Here is a 23,312-nt window from a genome sequence, read left to right on the forward strand (position 1 = left end):
TAAATGCAGGTATATCTATCTCAAAGCCAGCTTAACTTTGCGTTTTTGCCAACAACCCAACCCATCAGGCAGCGTTTCGTTAATCAATAGATAGGAATGGGTAACTTGGGTGACTTTGCCGTTGTTTCGCCCTAAGTACTGTCCCGGCGCAACTTTGTATACCGTGCCGTTCGGAGCTTGTACCAGACCAGAAACGGTATTGCCTATTCCCATGACGCCTTTAAGACGAAGCTGATTTAACGGGAACTTCTCCAGCTTGCCAGAGCGCGCTCGCGAAGGTGGCTGCCAGCAGTCTTTTCTCGCGATAGGCTGTGTCGCTATCGTCGCCTCTCTGGGCAATTCAAAAGGGGCTCGCAGTATTTTGGGATCGTAGGCAACCGCGACATACTCATCAGCTGGCTTAAGTTTCTCTACATCACGCCTGGCCTGATTTTCGACACCACGAATAAAATCAGTTAAGGACTCATCGTTCGCCTGACACCCCACCAGCAAAGTTGCAACCCAGACCACCAGCAAAGATCTATTTTTCATCTTTCTTTTCCTCTGGTTTGAACTGGTAGGTGTTCGCTCTCACACGAAAGTGCAGCGTTTCACTCTCCTGACTGACGCGCTGCCAGGTCACATCTTTGAACGTGATGATGCGTGGTAAAGTCGCAATCGCCTGTGAGAAACGACCGATGTCATGAAAATCCCCGGTTAACTCGATGTTAAGTGGTAGTCGGTACAAAAAGCTTTCAGACTGCTTTTCACCCCAGTCGATACGGGTAAAGGTCAGTTTGTTGTCGATACCCAACTCGTTCACTGATGCCAGCATAGTCGCGAGTTCTTTTTGTGCTGGCAATTGCTGCAGCAGTAACTCGTAGCGGGTTGTTAACTCATCTAACTGGGACTGAAGTTGCGGCAGTGCAGCAACCTTATTAGCTTTAATTCGCAATGTGACTTTCAGCGTCTCTTCCTGCTGGATGAGACTATTCAGACGCTCTTCCTTAGGAGTGAGATAAAACCAGTAACCAACGCCCTGCAAAAGGAGAACAATCAACCCAATGGTGATCAACTGAGGTATTAAAGGCCATTCAGCAATCTCATCCATTTCCAGATCTTGCCAATTAACCATGCTGACCTCCCTCTACTTTCTCAACTGGTTTGAACCTAAAGGACACCTTAAAGGTCTGAAATTCTTTACCAAAACGTGATTTACCATGAACAATGGAATGCATTTCCACATCCACCAGTTTTGCAGAACGCTCCATGTTATCGAGCATGGTTGCCAGTCGAGGCGTACTATCAGAAATTCCGGATATTTCAATTTCCAGATCATTCATGCTGATCTTGTCGACATACACTCCTTCAGGAATAGCGGCAGGCATGAGGTTCATAAACTCTGTGGTTTTGTTACGCCCCAGTTGTAATCCCTCAACCACTTTCAAGCGCTCCAGTATTTTGCCGTGCTCCTGCTCAGCAATTTTCATCGCTTCAATACGTTGATCGAGCTCGGCAATATAATGAGTAAGATAACCGAGCCTTTCTTGCTGTTTATCCTGCTGATATTCATAGAACTTTCCGATGCTCCATTGCACACCAACCGCAACAAACAGACCGAGAACAATCAGTCCTACAAACCGGCGACGATGCTCTTCCCTCTGGTTTTCACGCCAAGGCAATAGGTTAATGCGATACAGCACGTTGACCTCCTAACCATTGAATACCTCTGACTGCCAGCCCCGCAGCGGTAGAAAAGTGCTGCCAGTCAGCTGCCCTGCGCTTGCGTTTAGACACATTCATCTCAAACAGACCTAGCGGGTTTAGTAACTCGCACTCCAGTGCCAGCTGATGCGATAGTTCTTCTGCAAGCATTGGGGTTGCGGCTCCACCGCCCGATAACCAAATACCTTTGATATTTTGTGAACCATTGATAGAGGTATACAACTGAATCTGACGCTTAACCCGTTCAACCATCTGTCGGTTAAATTGTTCCGTCTGGCTGTGCGCGTCTTCGGTCAGAGACTCCTCTTGAGAAGTCCGAGGAAGAGAAGATGTTCCGCAGGCAAACTCTTTATGGAAAAGCTCCCCTTGCTCTGTGAACATCGTGAACGAGCTAGAATGTGAGCCAACATCGAGCAACCCGTACTTGTTCTTATCCGGAAAACGTTCTGCTGCCAGTTTCCAGATATGCCCGAGACTTTGTGAATGTACGTCAACCAAAACAGGTTTAAGACCAGATTTGTTTAATGCTTCAACCCGGCTTTCTACAACATCTTTACGCGTAGCAAACACCTGATAGCTGGCTACTCCTCTCTGCCCTTCTTCAGTGTTAAGACGGACAAAGTCCAGACTCAGTTCTTCAACCGGGAAAGGGGATTGGTGAGAAAAAGCCTGCACAACCGCAAACTCAACCTCGTTTTCTTCGACGTTTTGTTCAATGTTGAGCTTTTTGCTGATAACCGCATTGTCAGGAACAGAAATTGCGACTTTCCGAGCCCCAAAAGGCAGCTCTTTTTTCAGCTGCTTGAGGGTATTTACAATTTCTTGATGATTTATGGTGTTATTTTCAGCGACAATACCGTCCTTAAGTAATATTTCTTTGTAACCCAATAAGGCGTATTTATCGCCATTGGGTTTAAGTACTACGGCTTTGAGGCTGTTGTGGCCAATATCTATGCCGGTAACGATTAGCTTATCCATCTTTACTCTCGCTCCGAAATTTCTTCGCGCAAAGGTTGTTATTAGCACCCAAATAAGAGTTAATATCTCTATGTGCTAAATTTTTGACATAAGAGTACAAGGGTTTGCCGTTACACAGCCTTAACCAATCAGGGATTCTCCGGTGAAGTTCATAAAGCGTTTATTTTTATTAACATTGATTTGCATAATTCTTGGAGTCACCACAATTTTTGGCTTCTATCAGTACGTGAAGCCTGAATTGCCGGATGTTGCAACTCTAAAAGACGTTGAATTACAGACACCTATGCAGGTATTTAGTAAAGACGGGAAGCTGATCGCACAGTTCGGTGAAAAACGCCGTATTCCTGTTACTTACGAAGAAATTCCTCAGGACCTAATTCATGCGTTAATCGCAACAGAAGACAGCCGCTTTTACGAGCACCCAGGTATCGACCCGATCGGTATTACCCGTGCTGCAGTTGTCGTTGCTCTGTCTGGTTCCGCAAAACAAGGCGCGAGTACCATTACTCAGCAGCTTGCACGTAACTTCTTCTTATCTAACGAGAAGAAGCTAATGCGTAAAATCAAAGAGATTTTCATTGCAATCCATATCGAGCAACTTCTGAGCAAGCAAGAGATCATGGAGCTTTATGTCAACAAGATCTTCCTTGGTTATCGTTCATATGGTTTTGGTGCTGCCGCTCAGGTCTACTTTGGTAAGAGTCTTAACGAACTGACGCTGAGTGAACTCGCCACACTTGCTGGTATGCCAAAGGCACCATCAACTATGAACCCGCTCTACTCGTTAGAACGTGCGACCAACCGTCGTAATGTCGTGTTAATGCGTATGCTTGATGAAAAGTACATTACCCAGCAACAGTATGACGTAGCACGCAACGAACCTATTGTATCCAGTTATCACAGTGCAGAAATCGAGTTATCAGCACCTTATGTAGCTGAGCTTGCCCGCTCTTGGGCAGTGAAAGCATATGGTGAAGAAAAAGCCTATACATCAGGTCTGAACATCTACATGACGGTAGATTCTAAAATGCAGAATGCCGCGAATACCGCCGCAGTAAATAACTTGCTGGGATACGACGAGCGTCATGGCTACCGAGGAGCAGAAAAAGAGCTTTGGAAAACCGGCGAAAGCGCCTGGAGCAGTGAGCAAATTACCGATCATCTTCAGAAGCAGCCAACGTATGGCGATCTTTTACCGGCAGTGGTTATCAAAGCAGAAGGTAAGACCGCTCAGGTTGTAGTTAAAAACAACCAGGAGCAGACTATTCCTTGGTCAGGAATGAACTGGGCACGTAAGTTTTTGACTGACGACCGTCAGGGTTCTGCACCAAAATCAGCGCAAGAGGTTCTAGCACCAGGCCAACAGGTTTGGGTTCGTAAAGTGAGCTCAACCGATGAAGACGGAAATACGACCGATAGCTGGCGCCTGAGCCAGGTACCGAGTGCGAATACTGCCTTTGTCGCGATGGATCCGGAAAATGGTGCAGTGTTGTCGCTAGTGGGTGGTTTTAACTTTGTTCACAGCAAATTTAACCGTGCAACTATGTCAGTACGTCAGGTCGGTTCGAGTATCAAGCCTTTCATTTATTCCGCCGGTCTGGACAGAGGCCTGACACTTGCAACCCTAATTAACGACGCACCAATCAACAAATGGGATGCAGGTTCAGGCTCAGCTTGGAGACCAAAGAACTCACCTCCGACTTACGGCGGTCCGACTCGTCTTCGTATTGGACTGGCACAATCGAAAAACGTGATGGCAGTTCGTACCTTACGTGAAGTGGGTCTGGATGAAACCCGTCAATATCTGGCTCGTTTTGGTTTTGATATCAACGACGTCCCTCGCTCAGAAACTATCGCGCTTGGCGCTGGTAGCCTGACGCCAATGAAAATGGCGCAAGGCTACTCAGTCTTTGCCAACGGTGGTTACTATGTCGAGCCGTTCTACATTGATCATATCGAGGATGCATTCGGCGAAGTACTGTTTAAATCGAACCCTAAGACAGTCTGCCACCAAAACTGCCCGCAGATGACAGGTGAGATTAATCAGGACCGATTTGCGAATGAATTTGGTGAGCAAGATTTACCTCTCGAAAATGCAGATACCACTGACAATGTAGACAGTAATGAACCACAGTATGCACAGCAGGTCATTTCGGAGCAGAATGCATTCTTGATGCGTGAGATGATGTACAGCAATATCTGGGGTGGTGGCAGCTGGCGTGATGGTACTGGCTGGAATGGTACCGGATGGCGAGCACAATCGCTGGGACGCAGAGACATAGGTGGCAAGACCGGAACAACCAATGACTCCAAAGATGCCTGGTATGCTGGCTACGGACCCGGTGTTGTCGCTATTTCGTGGGTAGGTTTTGACAATCACTCTCGCGCACTAGGCCGTGCAACGGTAAACAGCAATCTGGGTCAGGGCCAGGTATCTGGTGCAGAATCTGGAGGCAAAACCGCCGAGCCTGCCTGGGTTGACTTTATGAGCGTTGCTCTTGAGGGTACACCTGAGCAAAGCAAACGTATTCCGGGCAACATTATTCAGGTTCGAATTGACCGCACCAGCGGTATGCTGACTGAAAGTGTGGATGGCTCATCAATGATGGAATACTTCGAAAAAGGTACCGAGCCAACTGAGTATTCGGGCTATCTTCTGGAAGACCGTATCTACTCAACCGACGGCGGAACAACTGAAGAGCTATTCTGATCTACAGCACGATAAGAAAATAGGGGAGCCACTGGCTCCCCTATTTTCTTTAGCAACAATAATACCGATCATGCAGCAATGGATGACGGGTAGTCGGCCAGAATATCTTTGATTTTCGCTGCCAGAGCTTCAAAGCGTGCACGTAGTGGTGAGCCCGGACGATAGACCAGCACAATATTTCGTGACGGTGTCGGGTTGACCGCTGGGACATAACACACGCCATCTTTTTGCTTCTCCTGAGGAAGAGACAATTGAGGTAACAATGTAATTCCGGCGCCCGCAGCAACCATATTGCGTAAAGTTTCCAAGCTTGTGGCTTTAAAACGCTCATCGTCTTTGGCTCCAGCCGCGAAACAGAAGCCTAAAGCCTGATCACGTAAGCAGTGACCATCGCCAAGAGCTAATACTGTTTTACCCTTCAGATCCATCATGTCGATATGTTCCAGCGATGCCCACTCATGATCACAAGGAACAGCCACACTTAACGGCTCGTTATACACTGCAATTTCTTTGAAAGGTGCGGTTTCTGCTACAGAAGCCAGCACTAGGCAATCGAGTTTTCCCTCTTCCAGCTGATGTACCAGCTGCTGGGTCTGAGCTTCATGAAGAAATAACTCCAAATCCGGAAATTCAACTTTTAACTTAGGAAGGATTTTCGGCAACAGGTAAGGGCCAACTGTCGGTATAAAACCAATATGTAACGGCCCGGTCATCTCACCGTTTTGTCCGTTCGCCATGTCTTTAAACATTTTGACTTCACTTAGAATCCGTTTCGCTTGCTCCACCAACTGTAAACCAGAGTCGGTAAACAATACGCGGCGGCTACTGCGCTCTAGAAGTGCAGTTCCTAACTCGTCTTCTAACTTTCGAATTTGCCCGCTGAGTGTTGGCTGGCTGACAAAACATGCTTCTGCCGCTTTACGGAAGTGCTTATGCTCCGCAAGCGCGACTAAGTACTCAAAGTCCCGAATATTCATAACTCACGATTCGCTTATATAGTGATAGTTAACACCTATCAAAACCATAACACTAAACGATTACAGCTATCAAAAGGTTTTTACAATAATAGGAGCGGCTGTCAGAATAAAAACGAGCACGGTGCTCATTGATTTAAAAAGAATGATAAGGAAACAGATGTTTATCTCTAAAGAAGGTCAAAAGGTACCACAAGTCACTCTTCCAACTCGTGTCGGCAGTTCATGGATTAATCTGACTAGCGACGATATGTTTAAAGACAAAACCATCATCGTCTTCAGCTTACCCGGCGCATTTACCCCTACGTGTTCTTCAAGCCATTTACCTCGTTACAACGAGCTTTTCCCTGTCTTTAAAGAGCATGGTGTCGATGAGATACTTTGTGTGTCAGTGAATGATGCATTTGTCATGAACGCCTGGAAGCAAGAGCAGGAAGCAGACAATATTTCCTTCATTCCGGACGGCAATGGTGAGTTTACCGATGGCATGGCGATGCTGGTTGATAAAAGCGATCTAGGCTTTGGCAAACGCTCATGGCGCTACAGCATGCTAGTGAAAAATGGTGTTATTGAGAAAATGTTTATCGAACCAAATGAGCCGGGCGATCCGTTTAAAGTCTCTGACGCCGATACCATGCTCAACTACATTGCGCCGGATTACAAAACTCAGGATTCAATCACTATTTTTACCAAACCCGGTTGCCCTTTCTGTGTGAAAGCCAAACAGAACCTTATTGATAACGGTCTTCAGTATGAGGAGCTAATTCTGGGTAAAGACGCAACGACGGTAAGTCTGCGCGCTATAACTGGTCGTACAACGGTGCCTCAGGTATTCATTGGTGGCAGACTGATTGGTGGTAGCGAAGAACTGAAAGCCTACTTAGGGTAAATAAGCCCCACTCAAACGACAGATAGAAAAAAGCCCCAAAATCAATCTCGATTCCGGGGCTCTCTTAGATTCTTCTAAGAAAAAGCAGTGGTACTTTAATAGACTCTGCTTCCTCTTAAAGGTTCCAAATCTTTTCGATTTTTTTAGCAAATACTTAAGTAACGATCTCATCACTAAAGTATGTCATTGAATGCTAAAAAGATCAGTCTTAGTTATGCCACATGACTTTTTTGGATCAACTGCTCGACTAGGTTGATCTCCAGTGCCACTTCGTCACACGCATGCTGACGTGGGCATTGATCACAGTCTTTCAGTACTTTCTCCGGCAATAGTGATTTCGAGGTTGGCAAAAAGCTCTGCTTCATAAAGAACTCCGGTGTTCTGGTGAGCACGAAGACTTTTTTGATCGCCATCTGACGGGCTTTCTCAACCAGGTAATTCACAATCGCACTGCCCTGCCCTTGTCCCTGCCAGCCGGCTTCGATACCCAGAGAACGGATCTCCGCTAACCCTGAGTCGTAAACGTACAGAGAAGCACAGCCCGTAACTTCGCCATGGTGCTCAGCTACTGCAAACGAGCCAATATCACGCACCAACTCGTTACGAGAGCGCGGTAGATTTTCACCCAGGTTAGCCCAGTAAGCGACCATCCCCTCAAGAGTTTCGATATCCGTCAGACGCGCCGGACGCACTTTAACAGCTGCATTATCACGCTGAACTAATCGCTTGTCTGCCTGATCAACCGCATACGCTACTTGCTGTGGTGATACACCGCCTAGTGCGCAACGTTTTTCAAGACAAGATTCAATAGTAAGAATCTCATACACATCATCTTCTATCACATCGGAGAATACTTTCAGTTCTTGCAGAGAAAGCTCTTCAAGCGCGCAGCCTTTCTCAATAGCCCCGACTACAGCAACACCCACGATATGGTGCGCTTCACGGAACGGAATGCCTTTAGCAACAAGATAATCAGCCAGTTCTGTAGCGTTGGCATAGCCCTGCTTCGCCGCTTCCAGCGTCCTTTCGCCGTTAACTTTGATACCATCGAAACACAATGCTGCCATTTCCATACAGTCGTTCCAGGTATCTAACGCGTCAAACAAACCTTCTTTGTCTTCCTGCATATCTTTGTTATATGCCAATGGCAACGCTTTTACTGTCATCATCATGCCAGCCAGAGCGCCGTATACACGCCCAGTTTTACCACGGATTAGTTCAAGCGCATCCGGGTTTTTCTTCTGTGGCATCAGAGACGAACCAGACGTCACCGTATCAGCCAGCTCTATGAAGTTTGACTCACCAGAATTGTAGAAGATCATATCTTCAGCCAGACGCGACAAGTGCAGCATTGAGATCGAGGCTACTGACATCAGTTCCATCACATGGTCACGATCTGATACCGAATCCAGAGAGTTACGCGTCGCACGGTGGAAACCAAGGTTATGCGCAAGTTGCTCACGGTTGATCGGATATGCCGTACCGGCTAGCGCACCAGAACCCAGTGGGCAGGTATCCAAACGCTGCAGAGCATCGCTCAGACGAGAGTGGTCACGTTCAAACATTTCAACATATGCCAAGCACCAGTGTGCAAACGTCACAGGCTGGGCACGCTGAAGGTGTGTATAACCGGGTAATACTGTTCCTTGGTGCTGCTTTGCGACATGCACCATTTGCGATTGCAGACGATCTAAAGCAATCAATAGCTGCTGTCCTTGCTGACGACACCAAAGCTTAAGATCAGTCGCAACCTGATCGTTACGAGAACGGCCAGTGTGAAGCTTCTTACCCAGATCACCGACCTTACCAATAAGTTGCTGCTCAACCCAGGAGTGAATGTCTTCTGCGTCAGAACTCAGGATCTGGTGCGGGTCTTCCATCACTTCAAGTTTCAACTCGTTTAATGCGAGTTCCAGCTTTTTCTGTTCTTCTGCAGATAACACATCAACAGAAAGCAGCGCTTTAGACCATGCAATTGAGCCTACAATATCCTGCTCAGCCAATCGGTAGTCGAAACGCAACGAATCGTTGAATTCTTTGAATCTGGTATCTGCTGCCTGGGTAAATCTTCCGCCCCATAATGCCATTGCGTCTCTCCTGATGACTATTGCTTACTCTAATTAGTGATGACTCAATTGATGGTCATTTGCTCACTTTTTCTTATAGGCCAACGTTACGGCAATTTTGATAAAAAATAAAGTATAAATTCAATATTTTTACATATCTATTCACGATAAAATAGTTTGACACACATAAAAACTCGCTAAAACAAAAAAAAGACCTGCCACTAGGTGACAGGTCTTTTTCATCAGAAATGAAATATAGGATTATTTCTTCTGGCTGTTCAAAGCACGGATACGGCTTGATAGCGAGTAAAGACGGATGAAACCACCAGCATGGCTTTGGTCGTAAACTTCATCTTCACCGAAAGTTGCAAACTCTTCTGAATACAGGCTGTTGTCAGAACGTTTCTGAGTAACGGTTGCCTGACCTTTATACAACTTAACAACCACTTCGCCATTCACATCCTGAGCCAGCTCATCTGAAGCCGCCAGGATTGATTTACATAATGGCGTAAACCAACGACCATCGTACACAAGGTGAGAAGCTTTAAGACCCAGCTCTTCACGGAATTCGAATGATGCTTTGTCTAGTACCAATTGCTCTACTGCACGCAATGCTTCCATCATGATGGTACCTCCCGGAGTTTCGTAACAACCACGAGACTTCATACCCACCAGACGGTTCTCAACGATATCAATACGGCCAACACCGTGTTTCGCACCTTTCTCGTTCAGGTAAACCAGCGCGTTATATGGCGTCATTGATTCACCATCAACAGCAACAACTTCGCCTTTTTCAACTTTCAGAGTTACATATTCTGCTTCGTTTGGCGCTTGCTCCGGATCTACCGTCCATACCCAGCAATCTTCATTTGGCGCATTCCAAGTATCCTCTAAAACGCCGCCTTCGGTAGAGATGTGCCATGCGTTAGCGTCACGTGAGTAAATCTTAGTAAGCGATGCAGAACAAGGAATGTTACGCTCAGCCAGATAATCCAAACATTGCTCGCGGCTGACAAGATCCCACTCACGCCAAGGTGCGATAACATGCAGATCAGGTGCTAATGCTGCGAACGCGCCTTCAAAACGTACCTGGTCGTTACCTTTACCGGTACAACCGTGACACAGTGCATCGGCACCCACTTTACGCGCCACTTCAACCTGCGCCTTAGCGATGATTGGACGTGCCATTGAAGTACCCAACAGGTATTTACCTTCGTAGTATGCACCGGTTTTTAGTGTTGGGTAGATGTATTCGGCAACCATTTCTTCTTTCAGGTCAGCGATGTAACACTCAGATGCACCTGATGCTTTCGCTTTCGCTTCAATGCCTTCAAGCTCTTCTGCACCCTGACCTACATCGGCTACAAAAGCGACAACTTCACAGTTGTAATTCTCTTTTAGCCACGGGATGATGACTGAAGTATCTAGACCGCCTGAGTATGCGACTACTACTTTATTTACGTTCACTTTGCTCATGATTTTCTCCAAATTTAACTGGCGCTGCTCTCGGCGGTCAGTGCCAACTACTTCCTAATGTATGATTCTTTAAATTCTTTAGTGCGGCTTTACTGAGGCAGAAACTGTGTACCGATACTCTGACCGGCAAATAACTGTTCCAGCTTCTCCGGGTAACGCCAGGTTGCAACTTCGATAGGTCGGCCAAGATCATTGGCAGCCTCCAAAGCGGCTTTAACTTTGACGATCATGCCGTCGGTGATCACGTGACCTTCGATCAACGCATCTGCTTCTTTTTCAGATAAGCTTTTGATCAAGTGACCTTTACCATCCAGAACGCCACTGACATCAGAAAGCAGAACCAACTCCGCATCCAATGCTCCGGCAACTGCGACTGCGGCTTGATCGGCATTAACATTCATCATCTGGCCTTCTTTGGTCAGACCGATAGAGCTAATGATTGGCAGTGCACCCGTGTTTAGGATCGCCTGCAGCAGAGTTGAATCCCCCGGAGAGGCTTTACCTACCGCGCCCAGCTCAGGATCAAGTTCTTCAACTTTACATAAACCGCCATCAGCTAAACTCAGACCGACTGCATTAAGACCATCCGCAATTGCCTGACCTTGCAGGAGTTTGTTTGCTGTACCCGCTAGCGCGCCAGCAATGACAGGGATTTGGTCGTAAGGAGTGACACGTAAGCCGTGTTTCTTTACGGTTTGGAGTTGTAACTTGCTCATCAACTCGTCCACCAAGTAGCCACCGCCATGAACGATGGCGATTTGTCGCTGCGCCGACTCTTGGTAAGCCACGATGGCACCAAACAGTTGGCTTAAGGTTTTTGTGCAAGATAAAGCTGCACCGCCTAGCTTAATGACTAATGGAGCTTGATTGGTTTGCGTCATTGCTTTTCCCTCTATCAACGACTACAGCAACGCTGTCAGTTCTGGGTAACCGTAATGAATATTTAAACACTGCATCGCTTGGCTCGATGCACCTTTGAGTAGGTTGTCGATGGCAGAAATCACAATCACATGCTCGCCCTGCACCTTCCAGCCGATATCACAGAAAGGTGTATTTTCAACATCCTGAATACGTGGAATGCCATCCCCTTTAAGACGCACAGCAGGCTTGCCCTGATAGGCTAGTTCGAATGCCTTAGTAACCTGTTCTGCGGTCACACCTGATGCTAACTTCATAGTGATTGTGGCAAGAATGCCGCGCTTAAAATTGCCCAAATGAGGGGTAAAAATCACATCACAACCTAGATGCTGAGCGATCTCAGGTTGATGACGATGACTGAAGACTCCGTAAGGTTGCAGACTCACTTCGCAGAAGCTATTGGTCATCGAAGCTTTTCTGCCGGCCCCAGATACACCGCTAGTCGCATTGATTACCGGCCATTGATTAGTATCCAGCAACTTACCTTCTAGCAGAGGTTTGATTGCCAATTGCGACGCTGTTGGGTAGCAGCCCGCTACCGCAACTAAAGGAGTGTTTTTAATTGCTTCGAAATTCCACTCCGCTAAGCCATACGCCGCTTTGTCCAGCCAGTTGTTAAATTGATGCTTGAAACCGTAAAAGGTGTCGTAAAAGTCTTCATTCTGAACACGGAATGCACCAGATAAATCAAAGACCTGACATCCTGCTTCAAGAAAAATCGGGGCAAGGTCATGACTGACTTCGTGTGCAGTGGCCAGAAACACCACATCAGATTGTTCAGCCACTTTATTCGGATCGGTTAACGGGTTAACCGGCATATCGATTACGCCGTCTAACTTGCCATGCAGCTGTGCGATGCTTTTTCCTGCATCCACACTGTTGGCGGATACGTATAAACCTGATAGCGTGAGTTCCGGGTGTTTGTTAACCATTAAAGCTAACTCTGCGCCGGTGTAACCGCTGGCTCCGATAATCGTGGTTTTTAGCATTCTATAACATCCGTAAACTTAAAGGCTCAAGTGACTATTCATATTTAACTTTTGCTGTATATTGATTTTTTATTCATTAAATATGATTTAATATGTGTTTTACATTTTTGTGCTCGGTCTGTCAACAGGAGATTTGAAGAATCCATGCAATTACCAACTTTTCTAGAGGTCTATGAAGGACTCATCAGTACCTCTTCAATCAGCTCAACGGATCCGAAATGGGATCAGGGCAATGCGAAAGTGATCGAAAAACTCGCGACCTGGTTCAGAGATCTTGGTTTCAGTGTTGAGGTGATCGAAGTAGAGCCAGGCAAACACAATATGATCGCACGTATGGGTGAGGGAGAAGGAGGACTCCTCCTTGCCGGGCACAGTGACACGGTTCCGTTTGACGAAGGGCGCTGGAACTTCGACCCGCATAAGCTGACCAAAAAAGATAACCGTTTTTATGGTTTGGGTACGGCAGACATGAAAGGCTTCTTTGCCTTCATTTATGAAGCAGTTAAGAAAGTCGACTGGACTAAACAGAACAAGCCGCTTTATGTGTTAGCGACCTGTGATGAAGAAACCACGATGCTGGGCGCAAGACATTTCACCGCAAACGCGCCATTTAAACCGGATTACTGCATTATCGGAGAACCAACCAGTCTGGTACCAATTCGCGGCCATAAAGGGCATGTCGCCAATGCAATTCGCGTCACCGGTAAATCTGGCCACTCATCAGATCCGGCTCTGGGCGTGAATGCAATTGAGATCATGCATGAAGTGATGTTTGCCATGATGCAACTACGCGACAAGTTAATTAAAGAGTACCACCACCCCGGATTTGCTATACCAAGCCCGACTTTAAACCTTGGTCATATTCATGGTGGCGACAGTGCTAACCGCATCTGTGGTTGCTGCGAACTTCATTATGACGTTCGACCTTTACCGGGCATCAGCCTGGACGGTTTGGAAAACATGTTGCGTGGCGCACTTAAAGAAGTAGAAGCTAAGTGGCCGGGCCGAATCGAAGTTATTCCGCTCCACGAAGCTATTCCGGGTTATGAGTGCCCTCATGATCACCCATTCATTGGTGGTGTCGAAGAGTTATGTGAGACCAGCTCGCAGACCGTAAACTACTGTACCGAAGCCCCGTTTTTACAAGAGCTTTGTCCGACGTTAGTGCTTGGTCCCGGTTCAATTGATCAGGCGCATCAACCAGACGAGTTTCTCGCCTTTGATTTTATAGATCCCACTATAGACGTGCTGTCTAAAGCCATGATCAGGTACTGCTGTTAACCATACTTCAGTTTCTGCTCACAACAAAAGCGTGCAGCTCGGATGAGCTGCACTGACTAATTTATTTATAATCTTTCTTAATATCTTTTGTTGACACTTGACCATTATTTAACTGGTTATTTTGTAATTAATTTTCACCCAATATTCTATATGCATCGTAACTTTGCTCTAAATCAGGATAGAAGCGGAATAATTACAAACATAGTCGGCTTTATTTGACTAGAACTGGTGCTTTTCGCTAGATTGGTGTCTTAACAAGGACAATGGATGTAGTTTTATTACGAGGCAGGACGACAATGAATGAGAAATACGCCGCACTCAAAAGCAATGTGCGCATGCTAGGCCACTTACTGGGCAACACGATTCGCGATGCCCATGGCGAAGAAATTTTCGAAAAAGTGGAAACCATTCGTAAATTATCCAAATCTGCCCAAGCAGGAAATCAAGCAGACAAGGAAAGCTTGATAGAAGAAATCAAACACCTTCCTGATGAGCAGTTAACGCCAGTTACCCGCGCGTTTAACCAGTTTCTGAACCTGACAAATATTGCTGAGCAATACCACACGATTTCACGTCACTGTGAAGAGCACATCTGCGAACCAGATGCGATCAACTCGCTGTTTTCTAAACTGGTGCAAAACAATGTCAGCAAGCTTGATACCGCTCAGGCAGTTCGCGATCTGAATATTGAGTTGGTTTTGACGGCTCACCCGACAGAGATCACCCGCCGCACCATGATCAATAAACTGGTGAAGATCAACGAGTGTTTGTCCAAGCTAGAGTTAAGCGATCTTTCATCTAAAGAGCGTAAAAAAACTGAGCGACGACTAGAACAGTTGATCGTTCAGGGCTGGCACTCTGATGTGATCCGCCAACAACGTCCGACGCCACTTGATGAAGCCAAATGGGGCTTTGCTGTTGTAGAAAATTCCCTGTGGGAAGCGGTACCTGAATTCCTGCGTGAAATGGATGATCGTCTGCAATCATACCTGGGCGAAGGTTTACCAATTGATGCCCGTCCGGTGCACTTTTCTTCCTGGATGGGTGGTGACCGGGACGGTAACCCGTTTGTGACACACAGCATTACACGTGAAGTGCTGCTTCTGTCCCGCTGGAAAGCGGCGGATCTTTACCTCAACGACATCAACGAACTGATCAGCGAACTGTCGATGACAGTCTGCAACGATCAGGTACGTACACTCGCTGGCGATGATCAACACGAACCGTACCGCGCAATCCTCAAGCAACTGCGCACACTGCTGACTGAAACCAAAGAGATTCTGGATGCGAAAATCTACGGCCAAAGGCTGGCTGTAAAAGCACCGCTACAGAAAGTAGAGCAGCTCTGGGATCCACTTTACGCCTGTTACCAATCTCTGCATGAGTGCGGCATGGGTGTTATTGCTGACGGTTCACTACTGGATACACTACGCCGCGTTAAAGCGTTTGGTGTGCACCTGGTTCGACTCGATATCCGTCAGGAGAGCACCCGTCACGCAAACGCGCTTTCTGAGCTGACACGTTACCTAGGTATTGGTGACTACGAGCAGTGGAGTGAGCAGGATAAAATTGCCTTCCTGACCAACGAGCTGGCTTCTAAGCGTCCGCTCCTGCCACGCGACTGGCAGCCATCAGAGCCGGTTCAGGAGGTTCTGGACACCTGTAAGATTATTGCTGCCCAGTCTCGTGAAGCGTTCGGCGCTTATGTCATCTCTATGGCCCGTACGGCCTCTGATGTTCTGGCGGTACACCTGCTGCTTCAAGAATCAGGTTGTCCTTACCGCATGGATGTCTGTCCGTTATTTGAAACTCTGGACGACCTGAACAATGCAGAATCGGTCATCAAACAATTGATGGATATCGATTTGTACCGTGGTTTTATTCAAAACCACCAAATGGTCATGATTGGCTACTCTGACTCAGCGAAAGATGCGGGCGTGATGTCTGCGGGCTGGGCTCAGTACCATGCAATGGAGTCACTGGTCAAAGTTGCTGAAAAAGAAGGTGTTGAACTGACCCTGTTCCACGGTCGCGGTGGTACGGTTGGTCGTGGTGGTGCACCGGCACATGCTGCGTTGCTGTCTCAGCCACCTAAAAGCCTTAAAGGCGGTCTGCGTGTAACCGAGCAAGGTGAAATGATTCGCTTTAAACTCGGTCTGCCAGATGTTGCGGTAAACAGCTTCAACCTGTACGCGAGTGCGATTCTGGAAGCAAACCTGCTGCCACCACCAGAACCAAAACAAGAATGGCGCGATCTGATGGAAGTACTGTCTGAAGTAAGCTGTGAAGCTTACAGAAGTGTCGTTCGCGGCGAACCAGACTTTGTGCCTTACTTCCGCCAGGCAACTCCGGAACTTGAGCTGGGTAAATTACCACTTGGTTCCCGCCCTGCAAAACGTAACCCGAACGGCGGTGTAGAAAGTTTACGTGCGATTCCATGGATTTTCTCCTGGAGCCAGAACCGCCTGGTACTGCCGGCTTGGTTAGGTGCAGGTGAAGCGATCCAGTTCTCTGTAGATAAAGGTCACCAGGCGCTATTAGAAGAGATGTGCCGTGAATGGCCGTTCTTCTCTACCCGCCTTGGTATGTTAGAGATGGTGTACTCGAAATGTAATATCGACATCTCACGCTACTACGACTTGCGTCTGGTAGATGAATCACTGCGTCCTCTGGGTGAGAGATTGCGAGCTCAGCTACAAAAGGACATCAAAGCAGTCCTGAACGTAGAGAACAACGAGAACCTGATGCAACATGATCCGTGGGGTATGGAATCAATTCGCCTGCGTAACATCTATGTAGAGCCATTGAATATGCTTCAGGCTGAATTACTTTACCGTACTCGTCAAAGCGAAGAAGTATCAGCGGATCTTGAAGAGGCATTGATGGTGACGATTGCAGGTATTGCTGCTGGTATGCGTAACACCGGATAATCCTCATCGTTTATGAACTGAAAGGCTGAGCAACCGCTCAGCCTTTCTTATATTCATCAGATTGAAGAGCAATTGACTAGTCAGTTAATCCGGTTTAAACGACGAATTCACCAATAATGCAGAATAATTAACCACAAAAATCCTCTACTGAGTATTATATTAGTTTTTTAGTGTAATTTATTCCTACTATTCCACTTCATGCTTATTATTTATATACTACTCGCCCTGCCGAGAGCGCATAACTCAAATCAAACTGCTCCGGCTAAGATGGTAAAACCATCTCTAGGTGATAAACGGCTTTAAGGTGACAGGACCAACTTTGTTGGTACTACTTATACATAAAAAACTCAAACGCCATAAAGAGCGCAGCTGAAAGTATAAGTAGCTTGTTTACAAGTTTATTGACCATTTGGATTGAAGACATGTCATTACCACACGTAATCTTAACTGTTCTTAGCACACGCGATGCAACCGGTTACGATATCACAAAAGAATTCTCAGCTAGCATCGGTTACTTCTGGAAAGCAAGTCACCAGCAAGTTTACCGCGAACTTAACAAAATGGCTGAGAAAGAACTGGTTACTTGCGTACTGGAGCCTCAAGAGGGTAAACCGGATCGTAAGGTATACTCCATCACAGATGCCGGGCGTAGTGCACTAGGTGAATGGTTTGACCAACCAACGGCACACCCAACAGTTCGTGATGAGTTCTCCGCAAAACTAATGGCTTGCGCGGTGCAACCTGCTGCACCTTTCCGTGAGCAACTGTCTGAACTGGTTGAAGAGTCACGCAAACTGGTTTCACACTACAAAGAAATTGAAGCGGCATACTACGCTACGCCGTCGACTCTGGATAAACAAGCACGTCTGGAACGCCTGACGCTACGCCGCAACCTACTATTGCGCGAAACGTGGATTACCTGGGCAGAAGAAGTGCTGACTGAACTTGAAGTTATCGGCTAAAAAGTTTCAGTTTATTCATACAATATATCGAAAAAAGGCTTGCCAGATGGCAAGCCTTTTTAATATCTGTTCGACTTAGACGGCAATCTGAGGTCGCACGCCTAGTGTGTGGCATAATGCGTAAGTCATCTCAGCACGGTTTAGTGTGTAGAAGTGGAAGTCTTTCACCCCTTCACGGCTCAGTACACGAACCATATCAATCGCCTGACTCGCGCCTACTAACTGACGAGTAACCGGATCATCATCCAGGCCCTCAAATTGTCGGCTCATCCAGCCCGGAACTTTAACGTTGTTCTGCGCGGCAAAGCGGGATGCCTGCTTAAAATTAGACACAGGTAAAATGCCCGGTACGATTTCCACATCGATACCGGCTGCAACACAGCGGTCACGGAAACGCAGGTAAGACTCGACATCGAAGAAGAACTGGGTGATCGCCCGGCTTGCACCTGCATCAACCTTGCGCTTCAGGTTAAGTAAATCAGCCTGTGCGCTTTTCGCTTCAGGGTGAACTTCAGGGAAAGCCGCTACCGAGATATCAAAATCATGACGCGATTTAAGTAACTCGACCAGATCAGAGGCATACATGTCAGGAGCACCACCGCCAGGAGGAATGTCACCACGCAGTGCAACGATATTTTCTATACCGTTGTTCCAGTAGTCATCCGCAATCTCAATTAACTCGTCGCGAGTCGCATCAATACAGGTTAAGTGCGGTGCCGCAACTAAGCCTGTTTCTGCTTTGATTTCTTTGATGATGGAGTGTGTTCTGTCACGCTCACCCGAGTTCGCGCCGTATGTCACAGAAACAAACTTAGGTTGAAGTGTTTTCAGACGGTGCACAGAGTTCCACAGTGTCTCTTCCATTTTTTCGCTGCTTGGCGGAAAAAACTCAAACGAAACATTAATGTTATCTGACAGCTCAGCGATATTCTGGTTTAAGGCATCAATGTGGCCTGCGTGCGTGTAACCCATCTTACTCTCCCTGTGGCAACCGCCACCAAATCAAATTTCGCGAATCGACGTTTAGACGTCTATATGTCTACAGAATGAATTGAATACGATTTAATGTCAACCTTGTGATTATGAATTTTTTTCAAGTTAATAATGAGGATAACTCAAGTTGATATCCGGTTCATATTTACCCGCTAGACATCTGATGAAATACAGGCTTCAAAACTAAGTATGGCACTGAGAGAGGAATAAAAAACCCCGGATGGATACCGGGGTTTTGGAAGTTCCTGAGACTTTTAAAACAGCCCCGCTAGGCGGTTAAGATCAGATTGAATTGCACCTGCCGTGACTTCCCGCCCTGCACCCGGGCCACGGATCACTAGCGGATTATCCCTGTACCACTTGCTTTCAATAGCAAAGATATTGTCACATGGTAGCAGGTTAGCCAGCGCATCCTCCCGCGACAACGCTTCGATACCGACGGTCGCTTTGCCATCTTTTTCCAAACGGGCCACATAGCGAAGTACTTGATCGTTTCTCTGAGCTTTGTTTAAGCGATTTGCAAGGTTTGGCTGAGCAAGTCTGCATTATCGAAAAACTCATCCAAACTCAGATCACGCAGCTCTTCAGGCACCAATGATTCTACTTTTATACTTTCCGGTTCGATATCGAGACCAGACTCACGAGCCAGAATCACCAGTTTACGCATCACATCCGAACCATCGAGGTCAGATCGGGGGTCAGGCTCGGTTAAGCCTTGTTGCCAGGCTAAATCAACCAACTCGCTAAATGGTACTGATCCATCAAACTGCTGGAACAGCCACGAAAGCGTGCCGGAAAATACCCCCGAAAGTGCGACGATTTCATCACCACTCTCACGCAGGTCGCGGACGGTATGGTTAATTGGTAATCCCGCGCCTACTGTTGCATTGTAAAGCCAGTGACGACCAATCTTTGCAAAAGCATCCTGAACCTGATGGTAGTATTCGCTGTCCGCCGAGCCTGCCACTTTGTTCGCAGAGATTAAGTGGATGCCCTGCTGAGCAATATCAACGTAACTGCTTGCCAGCTCTTTACTTGCGGTAACATCAAGGACAACGGCCTCGTCGTATTCCTGAAGAGCGCCAAGACGGGTCAGCCAGGCACCGTCATTCTCAGTACTTTCATCATTGAATCGCGTGGAAACGCTGTTTGCATCAATGCCCTGCTCATCAAACCAGTACTTCTGACTATCAACCACGGCGACCAAATCGAAACTCATGCCATGACGCTTTTCAAGCTCACTTTTCTGTGTAGCAAACAGATTTAGCCAGCTCGACCCGATGTTGCCTTTACCACATAATGCAACCGCTACGCGTTTTTGTGCCTGAAAAAGCTGGCTGTGAATGGTTTGAACCAGTTCCTCGGTATTGGTGCGACGCAATACCGCCACCAGACTCAAGCCCGACTCGGTTTCAGATATAAACTCTACCGGCAAATGTTTTAGTTTTTGCTGGAAACCAAAGCAGTGATTAGCATTAGTGGTCACACCCGCACCTACGGCGGCTAACAAAGAATACCCCTCTGCCAGAGTAATATCCGCCTCTGACAAAGATGCCTGCAGATACTTGAGTGCACCACCGGCGATCTCTGCCGTGTACGCCAGTCGTAGTATGTGTTGTTCAGACTGCACCTCAAATGCGAGCGGCTCCAACTGAGCACGTTTAAGAGATTCGAGCACATCAGTCTGAGTTTTTTCAAAATCATGTCCGTGTGCAAACGAAAGCTCTACCAGCAAGACCTCATCAAGCGACGTGATGATTTTCGCTCCGCGACCAGATGCCAGTACACGTTCAATACGAGTCGAACCTGACTCTGGCTGGTAACTGCACTTGAGGCTCAGATCCATTGCACTTTGAGCCACTGGCTGAAGCGTTCGGCTGTGCAAGACAGGAGCCGCCAGGCGGGCAAGTTCACTGGCTTCATCCAAACGTAAAAGCGGTAATAGACACGCATCAGAGACTAAACGCGGATCGGCACTGTAAACACCGGCCACATCACTCCAGATAGTCACTGTACTGACCTCAGCAAGCGCACCAATTACCGTCGCAGAATAGTCTGAACCATTACGGCCAAGCAGAACAGTCTCACCTTGCTCGTTCTGTGCCATGAAACCTGTGATGATCACTCGCTTGTGGCTATGCTGCGCGAGTGTTTCTTTAAGAAGCGGGTACGAACGAGCACGGTCGACTTCAGGCTGAGTGCCGGCTTCCGCACGTAAGAATGTACGAGCGTCTTGCGCGACGGCCGGGATATCCTGCTGGCTCAGTAATGCCGCCAGTAAACGTGAAGACCATACCTCTCCGTGGCCTAATACCGCCGCTTTTTGCGCGTCGGTCAGAGGGGAAGTTAGCTCAGCCAATGTACTGAACTCGTCATTCAACGAAGCAAGCAGTTGTTCCTGAACTTCACCTTCTAGCAGGTCTTCAATCAGACTGCTTTGAAACAGTCGCAAGTTATGCAGAGCTTCATGGGCAATCCGGCCATCTTTGTCTAAGCCTTCCAGAAACTCAATTAAGTGGTTAGTCGTTTTACCTGCTGCCGATACCACTACCAAATCATTTTCTTTAGAGTACTCTTTGAGAATACCCGCTACACGTAAGTAGCACTCCGGGTTTGCCAGGCTGCTACCGCCAAACTTATGTAGCTGACGTAGTACAGTCATCAGTACTCTCCTATTGCTGTGCAGATTTGGTAAAGGCTTGTTCAAGGTCAGCGATCAGATCTTGCGCATCTTCCAGTCCGACAGAAAGGCGCAGCAATTGCTGAGAGACGCCAGCTTCTGCCAACGCTTCCTCACCCATCGCACGGTGTGTCATTGATGCTGGGTGACATATCAGGCTCTCTACCCCACCAAGTGACTCAGCAAGAGAGAATAACTGCAGCTCTTTAACAAACGCTTTGAGCTGCTCAATTGAGCCGCCAAACTCAAAACTCAGCATTGAACCAAAACCAGATTGCTGCTTCTTAGCAATCTCATGTCCCGGGTGTTCTGGCAGACTCGGATGATAAATTTTTGCTACTAAAGACTGTTTCTTCAGGTAAGCCAGCACTTGCTGGGAGCTCTCTTCATGCACTCGCATACGTGCGCCTAAAGTACGGATACCTCTTAGCGTCATGTAGCTATCAAATGGTGTGCCTGTCGCACCAATGCAGTTGCCCCACCACGCCAGCTCTTCTGCATGCTCTTGTGTTTTGGTGATCACCACCCCACCAATCACATCTGAGTGACCATTGATGTATTTTGTCGTGGAGTGAATAACGAAGTCGGCCCCAAGGTCTAAAGGCTTTTGGTACACAGGTGTCAAAAAAGTATTGTCTACCGCGACTAAGGCACCAATTTGTTTTGCTTTTTCACATACTGCAGCAATATCCACCACACGAACCAGAGGGTTCGAGGGGGTTTCTAACAAAATCAGTTTTGGCTTTTGCGCCAATGCGGCATCAAGTGCCTGCTCGTCAGATTGATCAACAAACAGTACCCTGAAATCGCCTTTGTTAGAGCGGGTGTTGAACAGACGGTAAGTACCGCCGTAGCAATCATGTGGCGCTACAATCAGGTCATCAGGACCAATAAACGCAGAAACCCACAAGTTCAGTGCTGACGTACCGCAGTTAGTGACCACAGCCCCTTTACCTGACTCTAACTCAGACAGAGCACTTTCCAACAACCCTCGGTTCGGATTACCTGAACGGGTGTAATCGTACTTTGGAACTTCCCCAAATGCAGGAAAGCCGTAATTTGTTGAAAGGTAGATAGGTGGTACGACAGCATGATATTGAGTATCAGATTCTATGCCAGTGCGTACAGCAATGGTCGCGGGCTTGCGGGTGCTCATGGGTGTATCCTTTCACAAGTGGTGACTTCTAAATAGGAATGCGCTATACCTGAACTATCAGATTCAATGAATTGCACATTTCCCTCACTATTCTTGTCACTTTACTCGTCTATTTTTGAGACGTCAACACTTCTAGACGTCTATATGTCTTTGCTTATGGCAGTAAATGCAGCTAAAATCAGCAACTCAATTATTTTTAACCCATTACAAATATGAAGGTACGCAATGGCTGACTGGAATGGCGAATACATTAGCCCGTATGCTGAGCATGGAAAGAAAAGCGAACAAGTAAAAAAAATCACTGTATCTATCCCGCTGAAAGTTTTAAAAGTGCTAACTGATGAGCGTACTCGTCGTCAGATCAACAACTTACGCCACGCAACCAATAGCGAACTGCTATGCGAAGCATTCCTGCACGCGTATACAGGCCAGCCGCTTCCAACGGATGAAGACCTTCGTAAAGATCGCCCAGATGATATCCCGACAGAAGCGAAAGCGCTGATGACGGAAATGGGTATCGAATTTGAGTCATTTGACGAAGAGTAATTAGCGTCAAAACGAATCTAACGAATGGTGATTCAGATTCTGGGACCAAAATGACATAAA

General features: G+C 47.1%; 17 protein-coding genes and 1 pseudogene. 6 read left to right on the forward strand and 12 right to left on the reverse strand.

Translation table 11 applies throughout. The features are described from left to right. Window positions 1-15: 15 nt before the first annotated feature. Genes KHN79_RS12505 through pilM form a run of 4 tightly spaced genes read right to left on the reverse strand, consistent with a single transcriptional unit; the run spans window position 16 to window position 2,682 of the window. Window positions 16-531: a pilus assembly protein PilP gene (locus tag KHN79_RS12505; protein ID WP_182011507.1), complete on the reverse strand. Its 516-nt coding sequence runs from the start codon at window positions 529-531 to the stop codon at window positions 16-18. Continuing rightward, window positions 521-1,114, reverse strand: coding sequence for a type 4a pilus biogenesis protein PilO (gene pilO, locus KHN79_RS12510; RefSeq protein WP_182011508.1), 594 nt, complete (start codon window positions 1,112-1,114; stop codon window positions 521-523). The genes KHN79_RS12505 and pilO overlap by 11 nt, the downstream gene beginning before the upstream one ends. Beyond that, complete coding sequence (locus tag KHN79_RS12515; RefSeq protein WP_182011509.1) at window positions 1,107-1,682, reverse strand: PilN domain-containing protein; 576 nt, start codon at window positions 1,680-1,682, stop codon at window positions 1,107-1,109. Before KHN79_RS12515 ends, pilO begins: the two co-directional genes overlap by 8 nt. Beyond that, complete coding sequence (gene pilM, locus KHN79_RS12520) at window positions 1,666-2,682, reverse strand: type IV pilus assembly protein PilM (protein ID WP_182011510.1); 1,017 nt, start codon at window positions 2,680-2,682, stop codon at window positions 1,666-1,668. The genes KHN79_RS12515 and pilM overlap by 17 nt, the downstream gene beginning before the upstream one ends. 142 nt (window positions 2,683-2,824) lie before the next feature. Here pilM and KHN79_RS12525 point away from each other — a divergent pair, with 142 nt between their 5' ends. Then, the gene (locus tag KHN79_RS12525; protein WP_182011511.1) at window positions 2,825-5,392 is read left to right on the forward strand and encodes a PBP1A family penicillin-binding protein; all 2,568 of its coding nucleotides are present in this window, start codon (window positions 2,825-2,827) and stop codon (window positions 5,390-5,392) included. Window positions 5,393-5,460: 68 nt separating this feature from the next. On the opposite strand, the gene oxyR is transcribed toward KHN79_RS12525, so the two are convergent. Then, window positions 5,461-6,369, reverse strand: coding sequence for a DNA-binding transcriptional regulator OxyR (gene oxyR, locus KHN79_RS12530; RefSeq protein WP_182011512.1), 909 nt, complete (start codon window positions 6,367-6,369; stop codon window positions 5,461-5,463). Between the two features lie 157 nt (window positions 6,370-6,526). Between oxyR and KHN79_RS12535 the strand changes: the two genes are divergently transcribed. Beyond that, complete coding sequence (locus KHN79_RS12535; RefSeq protein ID WP_182011513.1) at window positions 6,527-7,255, forward strand: glutathione peroxidase; 729 nt, start codon at window positions 6,527-6,529, stop codon at window positions 7,253-7,255. Window positions 7,256-7,467: 212 nt separating this feature from the next. Here the strand turns inward: KHN79_RS12535 and argH are convergent, their stop codons facing one another. The 4 genes from argH to argC form a co-directional block, all read right to left on the reverse strand. Beyond that, entirely contained in the window at window positions 7,468-9,342 is a 1,875-nt protein-coding gene (gene argH, locus KHN79_RS12540) for an argininosuccinate lyase (protein WP_182011514.1), read from the reverse strand. 240 nt (window positions 9,343-9,582) lie between these two features. Continuing rightward, complete coding sequence (locus tag KHN79_RS12545) at window positions 9,583-10,797, reverse strand: argininosuccinate synthase (protein WP_182011515.1); 1,215 nt, start codon at window positions 10,795-10,797, stop codon at window positions 9,583-9,585. 89 nt (window positions 10,798-10,886) lie between these two features. After that, the gene (gene argB, locus KHN79_RS12550) at window positions 10,887-11,678 is read right to left on the reverse strand and encodes an acetylglutamate kinase (protein ID WP_182011516.1); all 792 of its coding nucleotides are present in this window, start codon (window positions 11,676-11,678) and stop codon (window positions 10,887-10,889) included. Between the two features lie 21 nt (window positions 11,679-11,699). Further along, entirely contained in the window at window positions 11,700-12,704 is a 1,005-nt protein-coding gene (argC, locus tag KHN79_RS12555) for an N-acetyl-gamma-glutamyl-phosphate reductase (protein ID WP_182011517.1), read from the reverse strand. Window positions 12,705-12,848: 144 nt separating this feature from the next. Here argC and argE point away from each other — a divergent pair, with 144 nt between their 5' ends. The 3 genes from argE to KHN79_RS12570 all read left to right on the forward strand — a co-directional run bounded on the left by argE (window position 12,849) and on the right by KHN79_RS12570 (window position 17,877). Next, window positions 12,849-13,985, forward strand: coding sequence for an acetylornithine deacetylase (argE, locus tag KHN79_RS12560; RefSeq protein ID WP_182011518.1), 1,137 nt, complete (start codon window positions 12,849-12,851; stop codon window positions 13,983-13,985). 296 nt (window positions 13,986-14,281) lie between these two features. Then, the gene (ppc, locus tag KHN79_RS12565) at window positions 14,282-16,915 is read left to right on the forward strand and encodes a phosphoenolpyruvate carboxylase (protein ID WP_182011519.1); all 2,634 of its coding nucleotides are present in this window, start codon (window positions 14,282-14,284) and stop codon (window positions 16,913-16,915) included. Window positions 16,916-17,337: 422 nt separating this feature from the next. Continuing rightward, window positions 17,338-17,877 (forward strand): PadR family transcriptional regulator, encoded by a 540-nt coding sequence (locus tag KHN79_RS12570; RefSeq protein WP_182011520.1) that lies wholly within the window; start codon window positions 17,338-17,340, stop codon window positions 17,875-17,877. Window positions 17,878-17,952: 75 nt separating this feature from the next. Here the strand turns inward: KHN79_RS12570 and metF are convergent, their stop codons facing one another. From metF to KHN79_RS12585, 3 genes and pseudogenes are all read right to left on the reverse strand, one after another. Continuing rightward, window positions 17,953-18,849: a methylenetetrahydrofolate reductase gene (metF, locus tag KHN79_RS12575; protein WP_182011521.1), complete on the reverse strand. Its 897-nt coding sequence runs from the start codon at window positions 18,847-18,849 to the stop codon at window positions 17,953-17,955. A 275-nt stretch (window positions 18,850-19,124) separates the two neighbouring features. Continuing rightward, window positions 19,125-21,532 (reverse strand): annotated as a pseudogene (locus tag KHN79_RS12580) (bifunctional aspartate kinase/homoserine dehydrogenase II). A 10-nt stretch (window positions 21,533-21,542) separates the two neighbouring features. Next, a complete protein-coding gene (locus tag KHN79_RS12585; protein WP_182011522.1) occupies window positions 21,543-22,706 on the reverse strand; it encodes an O-succinylhomoserine (thiol)-lyase in 1,164 nt (387 codons plus the stop codon). A gap of 225 nt (window positions 22,707-22,931) precedes the next feature. On the opposite strand from KHN79_RS12585, the gene metJ reads away from it, so the two are divergent. Next, on the forward strand, window positions 22,932-23,252 hold the full coding sequence (gene metJ / locus KHN79_RS12590; RefSeq protein WP_014233166.1) for a met regulon transcriptional regulator MetJ: 321 nt from the start codon (window positions 22,932-22,934) through the stop codon (window positions 23,250-23,252). The last annotated feature ends 60 nt before the right edge of the window (window positions 23,253-23,312 follow it).

The sequence above is a fragment of the Vibrio sp. B1FLJ16 genome (assembly GCF_905175385.1).
Lineage (GTDB): Bacteria > Pseudomonadota > Gammaproteobacteria > Enterobacterales > Vibrionaceae > Vibrio.

Coding starts and splice junctions, on each gene's coding strand:
- KHN79_RS12505 (WP_182011507.1), bottom strand. CDS start 531: ATGAAAAATAGATCTTTGCTGGTGGTCTGGGTTGCAACTTTGCTGGTG.
- pilO (WP_182011508.1), bottom strand. CDS start 1,114: ATGGTTAATTGGCAAGATCTGGAAATGGATGAGATTGCTGAATGGCCT.
- pilM (WP_182011510.1), bottom strand. CDS start 2,682: ATGGATAAGCTAATCGTTACCGGCATAGATATTGGCCACAACAGCCTC.
- oxyR (WP_182011512.1), bottom strand. CDS start 6,369: ATGAATATTCGGGACTTTGAGTACTTAGTCGCGCTTGCGGAGCATAAG.
- KHN79_RS12535 (WP_182011513.1), top strand. CDS start 6,527: ATGTTTATCTCTAAAGAAGGTCAAAAGGTACCACAAGTCACTCTTCCA.
- argH (WP_182011514.1), bottom strand. CDS start 9,342: ATGGCATTATGGGGCGGAAGATTTACCCAGGCAGCAGATACCAGATTC.
- KHN79_RS12545 (WP_182011515.1), bottom strand. CDS start 10,797: ATGAGCAAAGTGAACGTAAATAAAGTAGTAGTCGCATACTCAGGCGGT.
- argB (WP_182011516.1), bottom strand. CDS start 11,678: ATGACGCAAACCAATCAAGCTCCATTAGTCATTAAGCTAGGCGGTGCA.
- argC (WP_182011517.1), bottom strand. CDS start 12,704: ATGCTAAAAACCACGATTATCGGAGCCAGCGGTTACACCGGCGCAGAG.
- argE (WP_182011518.1), top strand. CDS start 12,849: ATGCAATTACCAACTTTTCTAGAGGTCTATGAAGGACTCATCAGTACC.
- ppc (WP_182011519.1), top strand. CDS start 14,282: ATGAATGAGAAATACGCCGCACTCAAAAGCAATGTGCGCATGCTAGGC.
- KHN79_RS12570 (WP_182011520.1), top strand. CDS start 17,338: ATGTCATTACCACACGTAATCTTAACTGTTCTTAGCACACGCGATGCA.
- metF (WP_182011521.1), bottom strand. CDS start 18,849: ATGGGTTACACGCACGCAGGCCACATTGATGCCTTAAACCAGAATATC.
- KHN79_RS12585 (WP_182011522.1), bottom strand. CDS start 22,706: ATGAGCACCCGCAAGCCCGCGACCATTGCTGTACGCACTGGCATAGAA.
- metJ (WP_014233166.1), top strand. CDS start 22,932: ATGGCTGACTGGAATGGCGAATACATTAGCCCGTATGCTGAGCATGGA.